We start from the raw sequence: 22,113 nt of genomic DNA, 5'->3' as shown, positions 1-22,113 counted from the left end.
TTGATATTTCTGGCGGAGGGGGTGGGATTCGAACCCACGGTACGCGCAAGCGTACAACGGTTTTCGAGACCGCCCCGTTCGACCACTCCGGCACCCCTCCGCGTAGAGATTTCAATCACTTGACGTCTCGCCGACCCGCCCGTTAGTACCCGAATGGGACCGGTCAGTTCCCGAGAGCCGCTTCGATCGCCTCTGCGGCCTCCGCTTCCTTGCTGCGGAACAGGTGGGTATCGGTCTTCAACGTTAAGCTGGCGCTGCTGTGGCCAATCCGGCGGGAGACCTGATACACGTCCAGGCCGCCGTCCACAAGCAGGGAAACATTGGTATGCCGCAGGGCGTGAAAAGACACCAGAGGCAGCTTTCTGGACCGAACCAGGTTCGCCCAATCGCGGCTGAGCTTGTCAGGCCGGATCGGGGCCCCCTCGATGTTCGAGAAAACCAGGGCCGCCTCCGGCAGCTTGCCCATGCCGAGCTTGATCCGCTGCTCCAGGACCTCCGCCCGGTGCTGGCGCAGGACGTGGCTTGCGATGGGCGCCAGGGAGAGTGAGCGCTGTCCCGCCTGCGATCGTTGCGGCGCCGTAGGGGGACCCGCCACGCACCGCGCTGATATCGGACAACTCGGGACTCGCATAGGGAAGGCCGAGGATGACCATGCCTTGGTGAGCCAGCGTATGCCAAAACGAAGTGATCGTTGTTTCATTGCCGCCACCGGTGCCGGTCGAGGTGAATACCGAACCGACCTTGCCGATGAGCTTCCCCGCCGCCCAAAGTCCGCCGGCTTGGTCGAGAAAGTTGCGCATTTGCGATGACATGTTTCCGAACCGCGTCGGCGTTCCGAAGATAATGCCGTCATAGTCAGCCAACTTGCCAGGACTGGCGATCGGCGCCGCTTGGTCGAGCTTGAAGTCGCTTTTGCGGGCGACCTCTTCGGGGACGAGCTCAGGCACGCGTTTGACGACGACGTTCACGCCGTCGATTTCGGACGCGCCCTCTGCAACAGCGCTTGCCATCCGTTCAACGTGACCGTAGGACGAGTAGTAGAGAACGAGAATCTTGGTCATGGCTGTCTCCGCAGTACGGGGCCTAGAGATCGGCCTGCAAGGAAGCGGTTCGGGGGCACCACGTCATCACCCTCGGCGGCGGTTCGTCCGCAAGGCGGACAGAGCGGACATTCGATCCAAGGCAGGTGGGCGCAATGAGGGAGGATATCCACTTCAGATCCATCTGCGTCTCCATGCGGCCAGCCCGCAAGCGCGACATGCGGTACGTCAACTTGACGCATCGCCTGCAATCGGTTGACCCGGCCCGCCGGGTCGGCAGCATTCTGACCGTGGTCAGACGGGTGCTTCCAGCGCCTCCAGCACCCGGTCCGGCGTGAAGGGCATGTGCCGCAGACGCCGCCCGGTCAGCGCGAAGAAGCCATTGGCGATGGCCGGGGCCACCATCGGTGTCGAGAGCTCGCCAATGCCTGTCGGCGGCGCGTCAACCTCCAGAAGCTCAACGGACATCTCTGGCACTGCGTTGGCCCGAAGGATCTCGTAGTCGTAGAAATTCGACTGTTCGATCTCGCCGGACGAGATAGTGACGCGTTCCTTCAACGCGCTGCTGAGCCCGTAGACGATGCCGCCCTCCAACTGGTTGAGCGCATTGTTGGGGGCTACGATCAGGCCCGCGTCGAAGGCACCCCATGCGTTTGTCACCGAGATCAGCCCACTGTCCGCGTCGACTCCTACCTCGACGACCAGCGCACCCTGGCTTGGCCCGTAGTGGCCAAGCGCCAGCCCAAGCGCCGTGCCGTCCCGCTTGCGGGCCCAGTCCGACATCTCCAGAACGCGCGACAGGACCTTCTGGCCGCGGATGTTGTCGGCCAGAAGTGTCCGGCGCAACTCAACCGGGTCCTGGCCCGCTTCATGCGCGACCTCGTCCAGAAAGGCTTCGGCTGCGAAGGTCGTGTAGGAGGCACCGATCCCGCGCCACGGGCTCAGCCTGGCGCCCCGTTGAGTCACGACATGTTCGGCAAGAAGATCGGGAAGGTCATAGAAGGGATTGTCCGACCCCTTCATGGTGATGATGTCCTTCGGTTTCACCTGCTCCCAACGAACCGGATTGAAGAAGGCGATGACCGACGGCGCGGCGACCCGATGGCGCCAGCCGCTGACCCGACCATCCCCGGTGACTCCAGCGCTCAAATGCTGCGCGGCCGCTGGGCGAAGTGCGCCGGTTTTCACATCGTCCTCGCGGGTCCAAACCACCTTGACCGGGCGGCCCGTCGCCTTTGAGGCCAGCAGCGCGTCGCGCACGTATTCCTGCATCAGCGCGGTGCGGCGCCCAAACCCGCCGCCCATAGTCATCATATTGAGGCGCACGCGATCCGGTGTCGTGTCCAGGACCTTGGTCACCGTCAGAGTGGTCAGCGTCTGGCTTTGGGTCCCGGCCCAGACCTCAGCGCCCTTGCCGTCGGGGTCGACGGAGGCAACGGCGGCCATGGGTTCGATCTGGGCGTGATAGGCATAGTCCGAGAGATAGACCCGTTCTACCTGGCGATCCGAGCCGGCAATGGCGGCCGGCGCATCGCCCTTCTCCGACCAGACCGCAGCGGTTTGTGCCAGATCCTGCGCGGCGGCAGCATAGGCTGCGAGGTCGGCCTCGCTGTCGAAGGCTCGGGCGGGCGAGGTCTCGGACCAGGTCACGTCAAGAAGATCTCGCGCGGCGAGCGCATGCTCGTAGGTATCCGCCACGACGGCCACACCATCGGGCAGGATCACCACATCTACCACACCTGTAGACCTGCGCGCCGCCTCGTCTCCAAGGCTCAAAGGACTTTCGCCCTCGACCGGGGCGCGCAAGACAGCCGCGAACAGCATATCCGGCACGGTCACATCGATCGCGTAGGTTTGCGCTCCCGTGGACTTCGCAAAGCTATCGCGGCGCGGGGCGTCCGAGCCGATATAGCGAAAGTCTGCGGGCGATTTCAGATCGGCTTCCGTCACCTCGGGGATCTGGACCGATGCATCCCAGAGATCGACCAAATCGCCGTAGCTGATCGTGCGGTTCGATGCCGGATGACGGACCAGGCTCGGCTCGGTCTCAAGCTCCGAGGGATCGACCGACCAATGCCGTGCAGCCGTCTCAATCAGCATACGTCGTGCCTGGGCGCCGGCCAAACGCAGCGGCGTGAAGTAAGCGCGCACGCCCGTGCTTCCGGCAGTGTAGAGGACGTTACCGAACAGCGGGTTTCCGTAGGTGCGGTCGTCCCGGTCGAGCTGTTCAACCACAACGTCGTCCCAGGCGGCGTCAAGTTCCTCAGCCAGGATCATCGGCAGAGACGTCGAGCTCCCCTGTCCCATTTCCGTCAGCGGAAAGATGATGGTGATCTTGCCGTCGCGCGCGATGCGGAGCCACGCGTTCGGGGAGATCTCGCTAAGCCGATCGTCGGCGCGGGCCACGTGCTCGAGCCCGCCGGCTCCGATGGCGAAGACCAGCGCGCCGCTAAATCCGAGGAAGCTGCGGCGGGTCATAGTACCAGCCTGGATGTTGTCGATCGTGCCCATGATCAAGCCTCCTTCGCGGCGCGTTGGACGGCCAAGGTGATCCGGGCATACGTTCCGCAGCGGCAGAGGTTGGCGCTCATATGCTCACGGATTTCCTCGCGGCTCGGATCCGGGTTTTGAGCCAGCAAGTCGGCGGCGCGCATGATCTGTCCGGACTGGCAGTATCCGCATTGCGGCACCTGTTCGGCCACCCATGCCCTTTGCAGCGGATGATCCCCGGTGGACGAGAGCCCTTCGATGGTCGTCACCTCAGCGCCCTCTAGGTCGCTCGTGTAGGTTTGACAGGCATAGGTCGCCACGCCGTCGACATGCACCGTGCAAGCTCCGCACGAGCCGACGCCGCAACCGAATTTGGTTCCGGTCAAGCCGAGTTCATCCCGCAGAAAGAACAGGAGCCGGGTGTCGTCCTGGCCATCCGCCTGGACCTTCTTTCCGTTCACAGTGAGTTCGACCATGTCTTGCCTCTCATGCTGCTGGCGCCCAAGCGGTTGCCGGACACGTCTGCCCACATCGATAGATAGGAAGGGTTGGCTATCATTCGCAAATCCGCCGAAGACCTTCGAGCTCTGGCCATGGTGCACCCGGATGATCATCCGGCAGGCCCGGCGCTCGCAAACCTGGTGAAAACGCTCAACATGCCGGACAGATCGCTGGCGACGCTTGGGGCCTACCAGTTTTCCGCAGCCGCCTCTTTCAGGATCAGTGCATCCAGAATCAGATCAGCGACCGCAGGCTCGAAGCGGATGTACTCCTGCTCGGGCTCCTTCAGTCGCTTGGCCTGATCGACTCTGCGCCCACCGTATTCCTGACGCTAACGTTGGCTATTCCGCTCCGATACTCCTATGCAACGACCGATCGCGCCGACAGTCTGTCTTTGAGCCAAGATCAATCCGGCTTCTCGAAGATGATTGATGATCTGCTCGACCGACAGCCGCTTCCTCGACATTTGCTGCACCCCTTCTCAAAAGGCCCGCAGCGTCGACATCTCGAATTTGACGTCTGAAGCCGGTTAAAGCGGCAGGACCACCGCCTACTTGTTTCGCCGTCGACGCCGGACGTCACGGCATAGCAGGCGAGATGGCGTGTGGGGCATGATTGGTCTAATCCGAAGCACTGCCGGTTCTGATAGGAGCTGTCTATCAGACTCTCCCGGACCCTGCCGATAGGACAATCCGATGACAAGCCGCCGGAAGGCCGATTGGGCGCCGGGGCTGGCCGGGGCCATGTCCTAACCTTTGACGTTGGTCGGGACTGCGCGGACGAATACCGGAGCGGACAACTATGGGAGCAGATCGATGACCGAGGTAACCAAACTGAGCCTTGGCCGCAAGGCGCCCGCTTCCACCGGATCACCGGATCCGGCACTGCAGGCCGAGCGCGACTATTACGACTGCTTGGCACGTTTCGGCCATGCCTCAGCCGAAGCGCACGTGGCCGAGATGCTCTGGCGCCGGCTGCGCAGCCGGGCGGCCCAGTCCGGCTCTCGCTAGGTCCGACGCTCGCTCGCCTGTCGACTTCAGAGGCCAACCCGGATCGAGACGGACGGGCGGCCCTAAGGCTGGTCGCTCCAAAGCATCTAGACCCGGCAACCGTAGTGCCGTTGCAGAATTGGGTGCACGTCGTCCTCGTGACCGCAATAGACAGCCATGCTGCGAACGCGTGCATCTGAAGCAATTGCGCAGTCAACCACTTCCCGAGGTTCGCAGTTTCATTCATTATGCACATAAGCCGGTATATCGGCCTCCGTTAGGACGGTCCCCCGCCCAAGGGATGGTGCCACGCGCTGGTTTCGCTGGTGTGCTATCCTGCAGGGGAACTGAGGATCGTGGCCGTAGCCTCTCTCACTCTCGACGGGCGGCGGGACGGCCCTGGAAGCCGACAATGCGCATTGAAGCTTACACGCCGCGGTGGCAGGCCAAGATAGATGGACTGGCAGAACGGATCTTTGGTGCTGGATACTTCAGGAGTGCTTCAGAGATACCTCAGGCCACTGACTCTTGCTTCCTGGTTTGCATCTCGCCAGACGAAGAAGTCATTGGGTTTGTCTACGGAAGAGTACTGCCGCAGGGTGGCCTCCAGGGGTTTCTGGAGCAAAGGATCAAGGATATCCCGGAAGATCTGAAAGCCGCCGATGCGCAGGGCGTGTTGGGTGTCGTCCAATCGGTGGCTGTTGCCGCCGAGTACCGCGCAAAGGGCATTGGAACAAAGCTACTTCGCGCCGTTCACGATGGCATTGTGGGCCTGGGGGCCGACAAGCTGATCGTCACCTTCAAGAGGGGACCTGTTGAAGCGAGCGTCGACGCTATCATGGACAGGCTTGGCTTTGAACAATGGGCCAAGCTCCCGACCTACTTCAAGGAGAGCTGCGACCAAGGAGTCTTTAGTTGCATACATCGCCACAACGGTTGTACCTGCGAGGCGATCCTTTATCGCAAAGCGGTCTATTGAAGGCGCTACGGGAGCCCCAAGCGGGGCCGGAGAAGCCGACACTCTCAATTCGCCATGTGACTCTTGATGGCAAGTCGCTGGTGGGAATTGCAAGGCTTGATGAGTTTGATGGGTTGTCTGAACGACGACACAAACTGCCGGAACCGCGAAGATGTCGATCCGCATGGCGGCGATCATTCCGCCCGCGACCGATGTGCCCACGCTGTGCCGGGTGATCTGTGCCGCGCCCGTTGCAATCAAGAGAGGAAGGATGCCGGCGAAACCTGGCGCGCCGGCATCAAGGATACGATCGAACGGGCCCGCTCGCACAAGGCTGCCGGCACGGACACGATTTTCCTTGTCGGACTGAAATCGCGCGAGGACCTCGAAGCAGTCGCCGCTGAGACGAGCCAGCCCATGATTATCGGCGGCGCCGGTCCTGACCTCAATGATGCGACCTATTGCGCTGGACAGAGGGTTAGGATCCGTCTGCAGGGCCACCAGCTTTTCGCAGCGGCTGTCCAGGCCGTATACGCCACTTTGAAGGCGCTCGGGGAGGGCACGCCGCCCAAAGCGCTCACGGACCTCGCGACCGCAAAGCTGACGGCCGCGGTGTCGCGCCGGGACCGCCACGAGGACTGAATCAAGCGTTATCTCTGCTGATCGCGGCCCTGGATGTCGAGCAACTGGCGGCGGAGTGAAACTGCCGACTTCGCCTCGACTTGGGAGTTCCCTAGACGAAGCGGCAGGGCGCGCAAATCCAAGCGTCGCTCTTGTTGCCACTGGTGGTCGACCCCTATAGCCTTTCTAAAAAAGCCTCCAAGGCCAGCGCGCACCGTGGTTCGCGTCGGACAAAGAGACAACCAACGGGGAGCAAGGCAATGAACGGTCTTAGACAAATCCTAGTCGCTGCCGCGGTCGCCATCGCACCTATGGCTGCTGTTGCCGACGAGTTTCCATCGAAACCGATCGAAGTGGTGATCCATTCGAAGTACGGCGGCGGGACCGACACGACCGCGCGCATGATGATGATCCGCTCGCGCCGGAATCTGGATACCGACATGTTCGTGGTCTCCAAGCGCGGCGGCTCCGGCGCCAAGGCGCAGGGCTACGTGCTTTCGAAGCCCGCCGACGGCTACACGATCATGGCCCTGACCCAGACCCATCTCTACACGATGGCGCAGGGCAAGTCGGAGATGAAAATCGACGACATCATCGGCATCGCCCGGGCAATGGACGATCCGACCTTCATTGCGGTGGGTAAGGACAGTCCCCACAAAACCCTCGACGACCTGATCGCGGCTGGGAAGAAGAAGGCCTCGAACTGGGGGGTTGCCAACATCGGCGGCACCGAGCACATCGGCTTGGCCCAGCTGGCCAAGGTTGCTGACTTCAAATACAAGCCAGTCGCCATGGGCTCGGGCATGCAGATGGTTCAGGGCCTGGTGTCCGGCGAGCTCGATGCCACCCTGCCGAACGTCTCTGAAGCGCAGTCGATGATCGAGGACGGCTCTATCCGCCCCCTGGCCGTGATGGCAAAGGAGCGCCTGGCCGACTATCCGGACGTGCCGACCACCTGGGAGCTCGGCCACGAGGTCAGCACCTCGACCACCCGGGGCTATGCGGTGAGGAAAGGCACGCCACCCGAGGTCATCAAGAAGCTCTCGGATGCCTTGGTGAAGGCCATGAAGCATGAGACCTTCGCCAACTACCTCAAGAGCGCCGGCCTCGATGCCGAGTCCTCGGTCGCCGGGACCGACGTCTGGGACGCCCAGCTGAAGGCGGAATACGCAAAGGCCGCCGAGGCCCTCAAGGAACTGTCGAGCAACTGAAGGCCTAAGCTCGTCACCGGGCCCCGCCGGCCGGTTGCCAGTGAGGCCCGGGGTCGGACTGTGCGCCAGGTCACGCAAAGGAGGCCGTCATGTCCCGCGACGACGAAGGCTCGAGCCCGGAGCTTCCGGGACCGTCGGGCTTGGTCGACCGTATCGACGCTATCCTTGCGCTGGTGCTGATCCTGATTTGCGGCGCGCTCTACTACGTGACGACGGGTTTCGAGCAGCCAGCCCTCTTCCTGGGCGACAACGTGCTGCCGGCCGAGTTCCCGCAAATGCTGTTGGTGATCATCGGCGCCCTGGCCTTGACCCTGCCCTTCGAGCATCTGCTAGAGCGAAAGCGGCACCCACTGATCCGGAAGGCGCGAGGGGCGCCGATCGGGTTCACCACCTGGGCGACGATCGGCTTGCTGGTGGTGATCCTGGCCTTGGCCGAGAGCCTTGGAACCATCCTCACCATCCTGGTCTCCAGCCTCGTGCTTCCGGCCCTCTGGGGCGAGCGCCGCTGGTGGCTGCTGCTGCTCTATGCGATCGCCTTCACCGCAGCTGTCACCTACATCTTCGCCGTAGTCTTGCGGGTCTACTTCGAGCCCGGCCTCTTCGGCATCACCGTCCGATAGGTCGCAGCCATGGACGCCTTCCTCGCCGGCCTTTCGATGCTCCTGGAACTGTCGACGATCGGGGCGATCGTCTTCGGGGTGCTGATCGGCGTGTTGGTCGGGGCCTTGCCGGGCCTGAGCTCGCCCATGGCCATCGCGCTGCTGATCCCTTTCACGATCTCGATGCAGCCGGCGGCGGCGATCGCGATGCTGGCGGCCCTCTACTGTGCTGGCACCTTTGGCGGCTCGATCACAGCCATCCTGATCAACGCACCCGGCGCGCCGCCCGCGGCCGCGACGGCGCTGGACGGTTATCCCATGGCCAAGCGCGGCGAAGCGGGCCGCGCCCTGGGCATCGCGGCCTTTTCTAGCGTGACCGGCGGCTTGATCGGCTTGATCATTCTGCTGCTGGCGGCACCCGCCTTGGCCCGCTTCGCCGTGAACTTCACCTCAGCCGAGTACTTCGCCCTGGCCCTCTTCGCCTTGTCGATGCTGGCTTCGGTTAGCGGCAAGTCCTCGATCCGCAACTTGATCGCCGGCGCTGTCGGGGTCCTGATCAGCACGATCGGCCTGCACCTCACGACCGGCGTCGAACGCTTCACATTCGGGTTCAGCGAGCTTCAGGAGGGCCTGCATTTCGTGCCGGTGCTGATCGGCCTCTTCGCGATCGGCGAGATGCTGAACCAGGCCCGGGTAGGCGACGTCGTCTACGAGCGCATCCGCGCCAACGTGATCCGGCTGCCGTCCATGGAGGACCTACGGCGGATCAAGTACACCATCCTGCGCTCCAGCGGCATCGGTACCTTTGTGGGCATCCTTCCGGCGGAGGGCGCCACAGTCGCGGCGATCATGGGCTACAACGAGGCCCGCCGCTGGTCGTCGCGCAAAGAAGAATTCGGCAACGGCGTGCCCGAAGGCATCGCCGGACCGGAATCCGCCAACAATGCGGCGACCGGCGGCGCGATGGTTCCCACCCTCGCCCTCGGCATTCCGGGCTCGACCTCGACAGCTCTGATCCTGGGCGCGATGATCATGCACGGCCTGAAGCCCGGCCCCTTCCTGCTGCAGAATCAGCCAGATTTCCTCTACGCCATTTTTGGCGCGATGATCCTCGCCAATCTGACCTTTCTGGCGGTGGGCCTGGCCGGGGCCAAGCTGTTCAGTCAGGTGACCCTGATCCCACGGACGATCCTCTGGCCCTCGGTCTTCATCCTCGCGATGATCGGATCCTATGCGGCCGCCTCATCCTTCTTCGACGTCTGGGTCATGCTGATTTCGGGGATTCTGGGCTACTTCATGCTGCGCTTCGGCTTCAGCCCGGCGCCGCTGATCATGGGATTGATCCTCGGCACGATCATCGAGGAGAACTTCTCCAAGGCCATGATCATTCACGACAACAGCATTCTGTCGATGCTCGAGCGCCCACTGGTCTTGCTGTTCTTCGTCTTCACCTTCGTATCGCTCGTCAGCCCGGTCTACTCGGCGCTGCGGGCCCGCCGGCGGGAGAAGAAATTGCTGGCAGTGATCGAAGGCGAGTAGCGGCACGGCGCCGGGAGGAAGGAATGAAGGAACTCGAGGGGCGCGTCGCGATCGTGACCGGCTCCGCCATGAACATCGGGCGCCAGATCTGCCTAAAGCTCGCCCGGCTCGGCGCCGCCGTCGTGACCCACGCCAAGGAGAACCGGGCAGGCGCCGACGAGACCGCGGCCCTGGTGGCGGCGGAGGGCGGACGCGCCGCGGCCCACATCGGTGATCTCAGCGAACCGGCGGGCGCCCGTGCCCTGATCGAGGCTGCGGTCCAGGAGTTCGGCGGCCTGCACATCCTGGTGAACAACGCTGCGATGCGGCGCAACACCTCGCTGGGTGACACTTCTTACGAGGACTGGCGGGCGGTGCTCGCCGTCAACCTGGACGCGCCCTTTCTCTGCACCCAGGCGGCCGTCCCCCACATGGCGTCGGCCGGCTGGGGGCGGATCGTTATGATCGGCGGCCTCTCGGCGCATCGCGGGGTGAAGGACCGTGTCCACGTCGCTACGACCAAGGCCGGATTGACTGGAATGACCCGGGCTCTGGCCGCCGAGTTCGCGGACGCCGGAATCACCGCCAACTGCGTCGTGCCCGGCAGCATCGACACGGTACGCGGCGCTGCCGCTGGCGCGGCCTTGCACGGCGGGCATCCGAACCTGCTCGGCCGGCCGGGCGCACCCGACGAGGTGGCGCACATCGTGGCTGCGCTCTGCCACCCGGAGGCCGGCTACACCACCGGACAAACCATTCATGTCAACGGCGGGGCCTACCTTGCCTGAAGCGTGTCAGATGCCTTCGCGGCCATGACGACCATCGCCGAGCACCTTGCGGACTGGTCGGCAAAGCTGGAGGCCGACGCAGTACCGCCCGTGCTGCGCGCGACGCTGCGGCGACTGCTGCTGGACTCCGGAGGTCTGATGGTCGCGGCACGCGACCGCGACTACGTCACCGCCTGTCGGGAAACGACCGAAGCTCCAGGCGCCTGCACCGTGATCGGTCAAGAGGGCGGGTTCCTGGCCACGGACGCGGCCTTGATCTCCGGTGTCGCAATTCACGGCGAGGACTACGACGACACCTTCGAGGGCACGCCCCTCCACGTCAGTGCGGTGATCCTGCCCGCAGCCCTAACGGCGGCGGAAAAAGCCGGGGCCTCCGGCGCCGACCTCCTTCGCGGCCTGGCGACCGGCGGCGAGCTGGCCTGCCGCATGGCAGTGGTGGCTCCAACCGCGATCCACCGGGCCGGCTTCCACCCAACCGCGGTCATCGGCACGCTTTCTGCGACCTTCAGCGCTTCTACGATCTTCAAGCTCGAACCGAGGCAGACCGTCTCGGCGCTCGGCATCGCCGGAAGCTTGGCGTCGGGGATCATCGAGTATCTGGCCGAGGGCACGTCGACCAAGCGCCTGCATCCGGGCTGGGCGGCCCAATCGGGACTCCGCGCCGCTGAGTTGGCAGCCCAGGGCTTTTCCGGGCCGCGCACGGTCTTCGAGGGCGAGCACGGCTTCTTTCGAGCTTTTGCCGCGCCGGAGATTCGACGTGACGACAGCCGACTGACGGACGGTCTGGGGGAGACCTGGCTGCTGGAGAGCCTCGCCTTCAAGCCCTACGCTTGCGGCACCATGGTGCAGCCCTTCATCGATGCCGCGATCGCGCTGCGTGAGGGCGGCGTCAAGCCGGAGCAGATCGCCGAGATCACGGCGCCGACCGCGGAGGGCATCGTGCATCGCCTGTGGGAGCCGCTGGCGGAAAAGGCCCGACCGTCGACGGCCTTTTCGGCCAAGTTCAGCGTGCCCTTCGGAATCGCGCTCGGCCTGTCCGAAGGCCTCGCCGGTTTGGCCCAGTTCACGCCCGAGTCAATCGCCGACCCGCAGCTGCTTGTGCTGGCGAGTAAGGTTCGCTACGCGATCGACCCCGCGGACCCCTATCCCGAGAACTACGTCGGCGAGGTCCGGGCGCTCTTGACGAACGGCGAGACGGTTTCGGCGCGCCAGCCACACCTACGCGGCGGGCGGCGAGAGCCCCTGTCCGATGACGAGATCCACGCCAAGTTCCGCGCCAACGTCGACTTCGGCGGCTGGCCGGGATCGCTGGCCCGCGCCTATGAGAGCTTCTGCGATGAAGCTTTCGACTTGCCTTCCCTGGCCGCGCTCGAACAATTCCGGAATTGAGTGGAGGAGACCATGCCGCACCTCCCTGCCTCTGACGCCCTGTCCCGCTTCCGGGTCCTGGACCTGACGCGCGTGCGCTCCGGCCCGACTGCGGTGCGCCAGCTTTCCGACTGGGGCGCCGACGTGATCAAGATCGAGCAACCAGCCATTCTGGAGGCGGAGGGTGCCCTGGGGGCCGGGCGCAACACGGCCGACTTCCAGAACCTGCAGCGCAACAAGCGCAGCCTGACGCTCAACCTCAAGGAGCCTGAGGGCCGGGCGCTGTTCCTGCGCCTGGTCGAAACCGCAGACGTCGTGGTCGAGAACTTCCGACCCGACGTGAAGGAACGTCTCGGCATCGGCTACCCGAACTTGAAGGCGGTCAATCCGAGGATCATCCTGGCCAGCATCTCGGGCTTCGGCCAGGATGGCCCCTACGTGAAGCGCCCCGGCTTCGACCAGATCGCCCAGGGCATGGGCGGGCTGATGTCGATCACCGGCGAGCCGGGTCGCGGGCCGATGCGCGTCGGAATCCCGATCGCAGACCTGACCGCGGGCCTCTTCTGCGCGCTCGGCATCCTGACCGCGCTCTTGGAGCGAGAAGCCTCCGGCGAGGGCCAGTGGTTGCACACCTCGCTGATCCAGGCGCAGATCTTCATGCTCGACTTCCAGGCCGCCCGCTGGCTCATGGAGGGCGAGGTCGCCGGCCAGGTCGGCAACGAGCATCCGACCAGCGTGCCAACCAACCGCTACGAGACGGCCGACGGCGCGATCAACATCGCGGTCGCCGGCGACGTGATCTGGCAAAGGCTTTGCCAAGCCCTCGGCCGCCAGGACTGGGCCGAGGATCCGGCCTTCGCAACCAACGACGACCGCCGGCAGCGGCGCGACGCGCTGAACGCGTCGATCCAGGAGATCGTCAAGACCAGGACCAGCGCCAAGTGGGTCGAGCTCCTACAGAAGCAGGGCGTGCCCTGCGGGCCGATCTACCGCATCGATGAGATGTTCGATGACCCACAGGTCCAACACCTGGATGTGACTGAACCTGTCGAGACGGAACCCTTCGGCCCGACCCGAATGCTGGCCCAGCCGGTTCGCATGGAGCGCACGCCGTCCCGCCTCGCGGCACCACCGCCGGACCGCGGCGCCAACACTGACGAGTTACTGCAGGAGCTGGGCCTGGCGGAAGACGAGATCCTGGACCTGCGCCAGCGCTCGATTGTTTGAAGGATCGAGAAGGACACCATGAACCTGGACCGAGCAAGCGACAAGATGATCGCCCGCAAGGACGGCGCGGTCGGCCATTTGATCTTCAACAATCCGGAGCGGCACAACGCCGTGTCGTTGGAGATGTGGGACGCGGCCGACGCGATCCTCGCGGCCTTCGAGGCGGATAAGGAGGTCCGCGTGGTCGTGCTCTCCGGCGCCGGCGGCAAGGCCTTCGTCTCGGGTGCCGACATCTCCAGGTTCGAGAAGGAGCGCGGCTCGAAGGCGGCCAGCGACCTCTACAACGCGCGGATCAAGGAGGTCTATCACCGGGTCGAGACCTTTCCCAAGCCGACCATCGCAATGATCAACGGCCACTGCATCGGCGGCGGGTTGAACCTGGCGGTGTGCAGCGACCTGCGACTCTGCTCGACGGCCTCCAAGTTCGCCATGCCGGCGGCGAAGCTGGCGCTGGGCTACCCCTATCACGCGATCCGGCGGCTGATGAACGCGGTCGGCCCGGCCGCCGCGAAGCAGCTGATGTTCACCGCCAGGAGCATCGACGCCGAGACGGCGCTCCGGCTCGGCCTGGTTCAGGAGGTCCTCCCCGCGGAGGAGCTCGAAGGCCGTGTCACCGAGCTGGCCGGCCTGATCGCGGCCAACGCGCCGCTGACCATCGCGGCCATGAAGTACATCGCCACCCAGGTCCTGGAATCGGATCCGGCGAAACGCGATCTCGAGCGCTGCGACGCAATGGTCTCCGCCTGCTTCGCCTCGGAAGACTATGTCGAGGGCCGCAGGGCCTTCATGGAAAAGCGCAAGCCCGATTTCAAAGGCCGCTGAGCCCGCATGATCGAGCTGCCGATCCTGCTCTACATGGCCGCGGCCGCGTTCGTCACGGCCACCCTTCACAGCGTCGGCGGCTTCGCGGGCGCCCTGCTGATGGCGATCGCGATCGCGCCGGCCATCGGTGTCAAACTGACCGTGCCAATCGTGGCGGTGGCGATGATCGTCTCCCACGGTTCGCGCGCCTGGCTGTTCAGAAACTCCGTGGACTGGCGGGCCTTCGCGACGATCTTCATCGTCGCCGTCCCCTTCATCATCGGCGGCGTGGTCTTCTATATCGAGCTCTCGGAGGCCGCCGTCGGCCTGTTCCTGGGCAGCTTGCTACTGACCACCGTGCCGCTGCGCCGGGTGCTGGAAGGACGCAGCATCCAGGTGCCGCGTGCGGGATTGGCCGTCGCCGCTGTGCCCTATGGCTTTCTCTCGGGCGCGAGCTTCGGCGTGGGCATGATGCTGGGGCCCTTCCTGCTCGGCGCCGGTGTCGTGGGCGAGACCCTGATCGCCACGGTGGCGGTGATGGGTTTTCTCCTGAACTTGATCAAGACGGTGGCCTTCGGCCTGTCGCCACTCCTGACGCCCAGCTACATGCTGGTTGGCGCCGGCCTCGGCCTCTGCACCATTCCGGGCCACCGCCTGGGCCGCCACCTTCTGCGCCGCACACCGATCCGCGTCCACACGCTTTTCCTCGAAGCCTTTATGCTCCTAGGTGGCATATACTTCCTAAGCAAGGGCTTTTCATGAAAGACAAGATCAAGAGATACTCCTCATCGACTAATTGCCTGGGCAGTTTTTCCTCAGAGGCCTCGGATAGCTCACCCTTTGCATCGCATCGATAGCCCGGAAATTGAGAGCGGATTCGGTACAATCTTGGCGCTGCGGCAAATCCGGCGAGCGACCTGCTCCACGTCCGGACCGCCATCCACAAGCATGGAAACGCCGGTGTGCCGCGGGGCGTGCGAGGACATCCGGGGGCAGCTTCCTGGACCGGACTGGAGTCGCCCGGTGGCGGCCGAGCGTGTCGGGCCGGCTCGCCCCCGCCGGAGACCCGCCCTGCGAAGCTGCGATCCACAGGGCGTTGCCGGCCAGATGAATCGCGAAGCGAGCCCATCCGATCGGATCATGCCGAGAGCTTGACCCAGCGGCCGGCCTTGCGGGCGGACTCCGCCGCGGCATGGACCACCCGCAGGGTCTCGACCCCGGCATCGGCCAAGGGCAGTCCGGCGAGCCAGGGGCTGGTCCCATCCTTGCGGGCCGCCGCGATCGCGTCGTGCAGGTCCCGGTAGAGGTTGCCGAAGGCGCCGACCAGGCCCTCGGGATGGCCCACCGTGATCCGGGACGCGCGCTGCGCCTCCGGCGCCAGGCCCTCGCCGCCGCGCTCCAGGATCCGGGTCGGCGCGCCCAAGGGCGTCCAGCGGAGCTGGTTCGGCGCCTCCTGGTCCCAGCGCAGGCCGCCCGTCTCCCCGAAGACCCGGATGTTGAGGCCGTGGACCTGGCCGATGGCGACGGCGCTGGTCCAGAGCCGGCCGACCGCGCCACCATCGAAGCGCAGCAGCAGCATGGCGTCGTCCTCCAGCTCGCGGCCCGCCACGCAGGAGACGAAGTCCGCCGAGACCGAGGCGACCGACTGGCCGGTGACATAGGAGGCCAGGTGCAGCGCGTGGATGCCGGCGTCCGCCAGCACCGAGCTGACGCCGGCCTGCTTCGGATCGTAGCGCCAGCGGACCCGCGGGTTGTCCGCGTCGGCCGCGTCACCGTGCGAAGCGTGGGCGAACTCGGCGACCACCAGCCGGACCCGGCCCAGCGCGCCACTGCGCACCATTGCCCGCGCCTGGCGTACCATGGCATAGCCGGAATAGCCGAAGTTGACCGCCAGGATGCGGTTCTCGGCCGCGGCCAGCGCCGCCAGCGCCTCGGCCTCCTGAGGCGTCGTGGTCAGGGGCTTCTCGCAGAGCACGTGGAACCCCCGCTCCAGGAAGGCGCGGGAGATCTCGAAATGGGTCGCGTTGGGCGTCGCGACGGTCACCAGGTCGACGGGGTCGGGTCGCGCCGCCTCGCGCTCCAGCATCTCCTGCCAGGTGCCGTAGGCCCGGTCTTCGGAGATCCCCAGGTCGCGCGCAAAGGCCTTTCCGCGCTCAGGGTCGATGTCCAGCGCCCCGGCCGCGAAGCGGTAGAGGCCGTCCAGGCGCACGGCAAGGCGGTGCGCGTCGCCGATCTGACTCTCCGCGCCACCGCCGATCAGGCCCCAGCTCAGTGCTCGCTCCATATCCCCTCACGAAGAAATGCGTTCGATCCGCAACGCGGCTCCAAACAGGTCAAGCCCGGGAAGCCCGGCAAGGAGGACCAGGCTCACGCCCCTTAAGCGAAGGAGGGCCGGACCGCACGAATGAGTCACGGCGCCCAAAGGGCAGGTCGGCGCCATGGGTGCGGCACCGAGAGCTTTCCGTGGCGCGGCGGCGCATCGCCGCGCAGGTTGAGCGATTGCCATGCACCCTGCCATTCCTCTGGCAAGGGATATGGTGGTGCGACGCCGTGATCTGGCTCAAAGCCGAAACGCCCATAGTAGGCAGGGTCGCCGAGGACGTAGACTTGGGTCGTGCCGGCGTTTTCCAACCGCCGCAAGCCTGCGCGCAGGAGGGCGCTGCCGATGCCTTGCCGTTGCCAGGCGGGGGCGATGGCGAGCGGTCCAAGGAGCGCGACCTTGTCGGTGCTTCCGGCGATGCCGCATGCCGTGAATATGACATGCCCCACCAGTGCCTTGTCGGCAATCCCGACGAGCGAGAGAACAACCGGTCCATCTCTCAGCAGTTCCCTCACGAGCGGCAGCAAGTCCTCGTCGGGGAAGGCGTCCGGATAAAGCCCCTCGATGGAGGTCACGTCGTCGGGCAGGCAGTCGCGTATTTCGAGTTTGTCGATCATGTCCTTGTCATCGAATAGGTCGACGTGGCCGCAGGATGCGAATAGGCGTAGCCATCCCAAGCGCCGGATTACAGACCTTCAGTACGAGCGCCGACAGCCTTTGCCGCCCGGCGTTCCCTGCGTCGATGACGGCCGCGCAATCAGCGGGATCCTCCTTTGGCATTAGATGTCGGAGATAGCGACCCAAGCACCGCTGTCCCGGGAGCGCAGGACCGCGTCCGCGACCCGGTCGACCTCGTAGCCGTCTCGGAAGGTCGGCCAGACCGCCTGGCCGGTGGCGATGGCCCGGACGAAATCCCGGGCCTCGATGACGATCTGGTCGTTGTAGCCCAGGCCGTGGCCCGCGCCGAGGCAGAAGTCGACGAAGTCCGGATGTTCGGGACCGATCAGGATCCGCTTGAAGCCCTCGCGTGCCGGCGCTTTCCCGGCCTCGAAGTAGTGCAGCTCCCCCATGCGCTCCTGGTCGAAGGCGATCGCCCCCTTGGTGCCGGTGATCTCGTAGGCGTAGGCCATCTTGCGGCCGGCGGCGACCCGGCTGAAGGTGACGGAGCCCAGGGCGCCGTTGGCGAAGCGGGCGAGGAAATGCCCCTGGTCGGGGTTCTCGACCGCGCGCGTGCCGCCGGCCGGGTCCGGGCGGCGGGCATGCACGATCCCCGTGTCGGCGACCAGGGCCTCTATCGGCCCGGCCAAGCGCAGGACGGCGTTGATGACGTGGCTTCCGACGTCGGACAGGGCGCCGCCGACAGAGCCCTGGTCCCGGGTGATGCGCCAGTTCCCCGGCTCGGCCGGGTCATGCAGATAGTCCTCGTTGTGAGTGGCCCGTACGTGGAGGATTTCGCCGATTTCCCCGGCGTCGATCATCTGCTTCGCCAGCTGGCTGGCCGGGTGCTTGATGTAATTGTAGCCGACCAGGTTGGCGAGCCCGGCGGCTTCGGCGGCCTCGGCCATCTGCAGGGATTGGGCCGCATTCATGCCCAGGGGCTTTTCGCAGAACACCGGCTTGCCCGCCGCCAGCGCCGCCAGGACCATCTCCAGGTGGGTCGCGGGCGGGGTGGAGACGTTGACTGCGTCGACCTCCGGATCCTCGACCAGGGCGCGCCAGTCGCCGGTCGAACGGCGGAACCCGAGCGCCCGCGCCTTGGCGGCCGCGCCCTCGGCATCGGTCGTGGCGAGCATCTCGCAGAGCGGCGCGGCCGGCAGGTCGAAGACCGTGGCCGCCGACTTGTAGGCGATGGCGTGGGCCTTGCCCATGTAGCCGGCGCCGATCACGCCCATTCGAATGGTCTTCATCGCGCCGGACTCCGGAGCGGTTCCGCTTGGCCGGCGCTGGCAAGATTTGCGCCGGGACGTATCATGATGGGACCCAAGGGATCTATCGGCAACGGTGTTCGGGAGGTGGCCCGATGGGCCAAGTCAGTCCGGCCATAGTCGTGCCCCGCGCCGCAACCACACGATCGAGTGGCCGGGCATGAGCGACGGCGACGTCCTTTCGGCCCTCGATCGGGATCGGCCGCTGGGCGCCCTGGTCCTGGGCCGCGCGGGCATGGACCTCTATCCGGTCGAGGGCGCCGGCAAGATTGCCGACGCCGAGGGCTTCACCAGCGACGTCGGCGGCTCGGCCGGCAACATCGCGGTGGCGCTGGCGCGGCAGGGTGCGGCCGTCGGCCTGATCGGCGCCGTCTCCGACGACCCGGTCGGCCGCTTCGTTCTGCGCCGTCTTGCGGCCTTCGGCGTCGACACGGCGAGCGTCCGCCGGGTCGAAGGCGACCCGCGGACCAGCCTGGCGCTGGCCGAGGTGCGGTCCGAGGACTGCGAGGTGACCATCTACCGCAACAACGCGGCCGACCTGCAGCTGACGGCCGACGCAGACCTGCTGGCGCGGGTCGGCACCGCCGCTCTGCTGATCGTCACGGGCACGGCGCTGGTGTCCGATCCCTCCCGGGGCGCTGTCCTGGCGCTGCTCGAGGCGGCACGCGCGGCCGGCACCGCAACGGTCTTCGACCTGGACTACCGCGCCTATTCCTGGCGCTCGTCGTCGGAAACGGCCGAGGTCTACGGGGCCGCGGCCGACTTGAGCGACCTGGTCGTCGGCAACGCGGAGGAATTCGCGGTCTTCAACGGCGACGGCGCGGCCGCGGCCCGGCGCCTGACCGAAGACGGCCGGCGGATCGTCGTGCTGAAGGCCGGCGCGGCGGGCGCCGCGGCCCTCGGTCCCGGCTGGCGCATCGATTGCGGCGTCTTCCCGGTCGAAGCCAGAAAGCCCTATGGCGCCGGCGACGCCTTCCTCGGCAACCTGGCCCATGCCCTGCTGCAGGGCCGCGACCTGGCGGAGGCCCTGCGGCGCGGGGCCGGGGCCGCGGCGATCGTGGTTGCCAGGCGCGGCTGTGCCTCGGCCATGCCGGACCGGGCCGAGCTGGAGAGCTTCCTGGCAGCGCGGCAGATGACCCGCGAACCGACCAAGGTCGCAAGCGATTGAAGCGCCGGGCGACATGAAAGGGAGGCGGCCGTGCTGGTCAACCTGAAGGAGATCCTGGCGCCGGCGCTCGAGGGCGGCTATGGCGTCGGCTGCTTCAACGTCTTCGGCTGGGAGGACGCCAAGGCCGTCGTGCAGGCCGGCGAAGCGCTGGAGGCGCCGGTGATCCTCTCCGCCAACCTCGACCTGCGCGGCTTCATGCCGCTCGAAGTGATCGCTTGCATGTTCCGCCAACTGGCCGAGGTCGCGACGGTCCCGGTCTGCGCCCACCTGGATCACACCTACGAGGTCGACGAGGTGCTTCGGGCGGTGGACGCCGGATTCACCTCGGTCATGTTCGACGGGTCCCAGCTGGCGCTGGAGGACAACCTCCGCAAGACCCGGCAGGTCGCGGCCTATGCCCGGGCGGCCGGCGCTGCGGCCGAGGCCGAGATCGGCTCGGTGCCCTATGCCGAGGGCCGCGATCACATCAAAGCGGCGCTGACGGAAGTGGCGGAAGCGGTGGTCCTGGCCGAGCAGACCGGCGTCGATGCGCTCGCCGTCTCGGTCGGCAACGTGCACCGGCTCGAGGCCCCGGGGGCGGAGATCGACTTCGGCCGCCTGGCGGAGATCGAGGCCCGGGTCGCGCAGCCGCTGGTGATCCACGGCACCTCGGGCATCCGCGAGGCGGACCTCGGGCGGCTCGCCGCCACGCGGGTCTGCAAGTTCAACGTCGGCACCACCCTGCGCCAAGCCTTCGGGCGGGGCCTCAGGGAGGCGCTGGCGGCCGACCCGGCGCGCTTCGACCGGCTGGAGATCATGTCGGATGTCATGCCGCGGGTGACCGAGGAGGCGATCCGGGTGATCCGCCTGCTGGGCTGGCCCAGCTAATCCATATGCAGGCCGGCGTTGATGTCGACGACCTCCCCGGTTATGAATCCGGCGGCCGGCGACGCCAGGAACAGAACCAAGGCCGCAGCCTCCTCCGGCTCGCAGAAGCGGCCGACTGGGATCTGGGTCAGCAGCCGCGCGCGCTGTTCCTCGTTCAGCTGGTCGGTCACCATGGCCGTCTTGACGTAGGCCGGGGCGATGCCGTTGACCGTGACGCCGAAGGCCGCGGTCTCGCGCGCAACCGAGAAGGTGAGGGCGGCCAGGCCGCCCTTGGAGGCAACGTAGGCGGTGCCGCCGGTGATACCGCCGGTCTTCATGCCGACCGAGCAGACGTTGACGATGCGGCCCCACTTGCGGGCCTTCATGTCCGGCAGGCAGCCCTGGATCATGTAGAAGCAGCCGTCCAGGTTGACGCTCATGATCCGGCGCCACTCCTCCGGCGTGGTCTGCAGCACCTTGTTGTTGGACAGGATGCCCGCGTTGTTGACCAGGATGTCGACGCCGCCAAGGACGCCGAGCGCCTCCTCGCAGCAGGCCCGGGCCGCGGCCGGATCGCCGAGGTCGGCCGCGATGCCGTGGGCGCCTTCGACCCGTCCGACTGCCGCGGACAGGCGGTCTGCCGAGACGTCGACCAGCACCAGCTTGCAGCCCGCATCGCTGAAGGCCTCGGCAATGGCCAGGCCCATGCCGCCCGCCGCGCCGGTCACGACGGCCCGTTTGCCTTGAAGATCGATCATGCTGCCTCGATGCCTCTCTCTTGAGTGCCTGGCCTATACCAAGGAGCGTTATTCCAGAAACTCGGTCGCGACCGGGATCCGCGGCGCCTCTTCGCCTTTCTCCAGGCGCGCCGCCAAGGCGATCATCAGCGCCTGCGACAGGCACATGGGCGCGGCCAGGGAACGCGAGAAGGTGTATTCGTCCTCGGGCACGGTGAAAAGCACCTGCGCCGACTTGGCGAGCGGCGAGAGCGTCGAGTCGGTGATCGCGATCACCGGCGTCCCTTGCGCCTGCCCGGTCTCGCAGACGGAGACCACTTCCTTGGCGTAGAAGCGGAAGGAGATCGCCAGCAGAACGTCCTGCGGGCGCAGCACCTGCGACATGTGCGTCGCCAGGCCGCCGCTGGCGTCCAGCAGGTTGACCCGGCGGCGCAGCATGGTCAGCACGTAGCGCAGGAACAGCGCGATCGGCTCCGAGCGCAGCTGTCCGGCCAGGTAGATCGTGTCGGCCTGCGCCAGCAGCTCCACGGCAGCGGAAAGATCCGCCTCGTTGACGTCGTCCAGGAGTGTTCTGAGCGAGGCGATGTCGCGGGCGACGAGATCCGTCAGGAAGCCGCGCGCGCCGGGCTGGGAATGCAGCTCCAACTCTTCTCGCAGCGCCTCGACCCGGGCCTCGAAGCCAGGCGCGGCGGTCGCCAGGCGGGCGTGGAAGATGGCCTGCAGCTCCTTGAAACCGGAATAGCCGAAGGATTGCGCGAAGCGGACCAGGCTGGAGGCGTGGACGCCGCAGCGCTCCGCCACGACGCTGACGGACTGGATGGCGACTTCGTTGGGGTTCTGGATCAGATAGCGCGCAATCTGCTGGTAGCCGCGGCTGAGGCCGTCGAAACGCGCCTGAACGGCGCGGGTCAGGCCTTCGTGGGTCGCCGGCGGCTGATGCGTCACCTGCAGAGGCACTGAGATCCTTCTCCTTTCCTGCCTGGGCCGTCGAGATAAGAAGGGCGGC

At 66.2% G+C, this 22,113-nt stretch carries 21 protein-coding genes, 1 tRNA gene and 1 pseudogene; 13 read left to right on the top strand and 10 right to left on the bottom strand.

What is annotated here, in order from left to right:
- Positions 1-10 precede the first annotated feature (10 nt).
- The 5 genes and pseudogenes from QNJ30_20085 to QNJ30_20065 form a co-directional block, all read right to left on the bottom strand.
- Positions 11-100 (bottom strand) — tRNA-Ser (locus QNJ30_20085).
- A 63-nt stretch (positions 101-163) separates the two neighbouring features.
- Entirely contained in the window at positions 164-466 is a 303-nt protein-coding gene (locus tag QNJ30_20080; GenBank protein MDJ0945773.1) for a tyrosine-type recombinase/integrase, read from the bottom strand.
- Positions 467-554: 88 nt separating this feature from the next.
- Positions 555-1,061: pseudogene (gene wrbA, locus QNJ30_20075) on the bottom strand (NAD(P)H:quinone oxidoreductase).
- 273 nt (positions 1,062-1,334) lie between these two features.
- Positions 1,335-3,551 (bottom strand): molybdopterin-dependent oxidoreductase, encoded by a 2,217-nt coding sequence (locus QNJ30_20070; protein ID MDJ0945772.1) that lies wholly within the window; start codon positions 3,549-3,551, stop codon positions 1,335-1,337.
- 2 nt (positions 3,552-3,553) lie between these two features.
- Positions 3,554-4,006 (bottom strand): (2Fe-2S)-binding protein, encoded by a 453-nt coding sequence (locus tag QNJ30_20065; protein MDJ0945771.1) that lies wholly within the window; start codon positions 4,004-4,006, stop codon positions 3,554-3,556.
- Positions 4,007-4,846: 840 nt separating this feature from the next.
- On the opposite strand from QNJ30_20065, the gene QNJ30_20060 reads away from it, so the two are divergent.
- From QNJ30_20060 to QNJ30_20010, 11 genes are all read left to right on the top strand, one after another.
- Complete coding sequence (locus QNJ30_20060; GenBank protein MDJ0945770.1) at positions 4,847-5,041, top strand: hypothetical protein; 195 nt, start codon at positions 4,847-4,849, stop codon at positions 5,039-5,041.
- A gap of 391 nt (positions 5,042-5,432) precedes the next feature.
- Entirely contained in the window at positions 5,433-5,999 is a 567-nt protein-coding gene (locus QNJ30_20055; GenBank protein ID MDJ0945769.1) for a GNAT family N-acetyltransferase, read from the top strand.
- A 66-nt stretch (positions 6,000-6,065) separates the two neighbouring features.
- The gene (locus QNJ30_20050) at positions 6,066-6,620 is read left to right on the top strand and encodes an isocitrate lyase/phosphoenolpyruvate mutase family protein (GenBank protein MDJ0945768.1); all 555 of its coding nucleotides are present in this window, start codon (positions 6,066-6,068) and stop codon (positions 6,618-6,620) included.
- Between the two features lie 239 nt (positions 6,621-6,859).
- Positions 6,860-7,810, top strand: a complete 951-nt coding sequence (locus QNJ30_20045) for a tripartite tricarboxylate transporter substrate binding protein (protein ID MDJ0945767.1) — start codon at positions 6,860-6,862, stop codon at positions 7,808-7,810.
- Positions 7,811-7,899: 89 nt separating this feature from the next.
- Positions 7,900-8,430 carry a tripartite tricarboxylate transporter TctB family protein gene (locus QNJ30_20040; protein MDJ0945766.1) on the top strand — a complete coding sequence of 177 codons (531 nt, stop codon included), beginning with the start codon at positions 7,900-7,902 and terminating at the stop codon, positions 8,428-8,430.
- Between the two features lie 9 nt (positions 8,431-8,439).
- On the top strand, positions 8,440-9,948 hold the full coding sequence (locus QNJ30_20035) for a tripartite tricarboxylate transporter permease (GenBank protein MDJ0945765.1): 1,509 nt from the start codon (positions 8,440-8,442) through the stop codon (positions 9,946-9,948).
- Between the two features lie 23 nt (positions 9,949-9,971).
- Complete coding sequence (locus QNJ30_20030; protein ID MDJ0945764.1) at positions 9,972-10,715, top strand: SDR family oxidoreductase; 744 nt, start codon at positions 9,972-9,974, stop codon at positions 10,713-10,715.
- A 24-nt stretch (positions 10,716-10,739) separates the two neighbouring features.
- The gene (locus tag QNJ30_20025; GenBank protein ID MDJ0945763.1) at positions 10,740-12,104 is read left to right on the top strand and encodes an MmgE/PrpD family protein; all 1,365 of its coding nucleotides are present in this window, start codon (positions 10,740-10,742) and stop codon (positions 12,102-12,104) included.
- Between the two features lie 12 nt (positions 12,105-12,116).
- On the top strand, positions 12,117-13,310 hold the full coding sequence (locus QNJ30_20020) for a CoA transferase (GenBank protein MDJ0945762.1): 1,194 nt from the start codon (positions 12,117-12,119) through the stop codon (positions 13,308-13,310).
- Between the two features lie 18 nt (positions 13,311-13,328).
- Positions 13,329-14,132, top strand: a complete 804-nt coding sequence (locus QNJ30_20015) for an enoyl-CoA hydratase (protein MDJ0945761.1) — start codon at positions 13,329-13,331, stop codon at positions 14,130-14,132.
- Positions 14,133-14,138: 6 nt separating this feature from the next.
- The gene (locus tag QNJ30_20010) at positions 14,139-14,873 is read left to right on the top strand and encodes a sulfite exporter TauE/SafE family protein (GenBank protein ID MDJ0945760.1); all 735 of its coding nucleotides are present in this window, start codon (positions 14,139-14,141) and stop codon (positions 14,871-14,873) included.
- 376 nt (positions 14,874-15,249) lie between these two features.
- Here QNJ30_20010 and QNJ30_20005 read toward each other — a convergent pair whose 3' ends face one another.
- From QNJ30_20005 to QNJ30_19995, 3 genes are all read right to left on the bottom strand, one after another.
- Positions 15,250-16,395 carry a Gfo/Idh/MocA family oxidoreductase gene (locus QNJ30_20005; GenBank protein MDJ0945759.1) on the bottom strand — a complete coding sequence of 382 codons (1,146 nt, stop codon included), beginning with the start codon at positions 16,393-16,395 and terminating at the stop codon, positions 15,250-15,252.
- Positions 16,396-16,520: 125 nt separating this feature from the next.
- Complete coding sequence (locus QNJ30_20000) at positions 16,521-17,048, bottom strand: N-acetyltransferase (protein MDJ0945758.1); 528 nt, start codon at positions 17,046-17,048, stop codon at positions 16,521-16,523.
- Between the two features lie 162 nt (positions 17,049-17,210).
- Complete coding sequence (locus QNJ30_19995) at positions 17,211-18,338, bottom strand: Gfo/Idh/MocA family oxidoreductase (protein ID MDJ0945757.1); 1,128 nt, start codon at positions 18,336-18,338, stop codon at positions 17,211-17,213.
- A gap of 178 nt (positions 18,339-18,516) precedes the next feature.
- Between QNJ30_19995 and iolC the strand changes: the two genes are divergently transcribed.
- On the top strand, positions 18,517-19,524 hold the full coding sequence (gene iolC / locus QNJ30_19990; GenBank protein MDJ0945756.1) for a 5-dehydro-2-deoxygluconokinase: 1,008 nt from the start codon (positions 18,517-18,519) through the stop codon (positions 19,522-19,524).
- Positions 19,525-19,554: 30 nt separating this feature from the next.
- The gene (locus QNJ30_19985; GenBank protein ID MDJ0945755.1) at positions 19,555-20,391 is read left to right on the top strand and encodes a class II fructose-bisphosphate aldolase; all 837 of its coding nucleotides are present in this window, start codon (positions 19,555-19,557) and stop codon (positions 20,389-20,391) included.
- Here QNJ30_19985 and QNJ30_19980 read toward each other — a convergent pair.
- Both QNJ30_19980 and QNJ30_19975 read right to left on the bottom strand, forming a co-directional pair.
- Complete coding sequence (locus QNJ30_19980) at positions 20,388-21,128, bottom strand: SDR family NAD(P)-dependent oxidoreductase (GenBank protein ID MDJ0945754.1); 741 nt, start codon at positions 21,126-21,128, stop codon at positions 20,388-20,390. The genes QNJ30_19985 and QNJ30_19980 overlap by 4 nt on opposite strands.
- Positions 21,129-21,176: 48 nt before the next feature.
- Entirely contained in the window at positions 21,177-22,064 is an 888-nt protein-coding gene (locus QNJ30_19975; protein ID MDJ0945753.1) for a MurR/RpiR family transcriptional regulator, read from the bottom strand.
- Positions 22,065-22,113: the final 49 nt, after the last annotated feature.

This window comes from Kiloniellales bacterium (assembly GCA_030066685.1).
Classification (GTDB): Bacteria; Pseudomonadota; Alphaproteobacteria; order Kiloniellales; family JAKSBE01; genus JAKSBE01.
The sequence above is the reverse complement of the archived record's forward strand: the minus strand, read 5'-3'. Positions and strand labels throughout refer to the sequence as shown.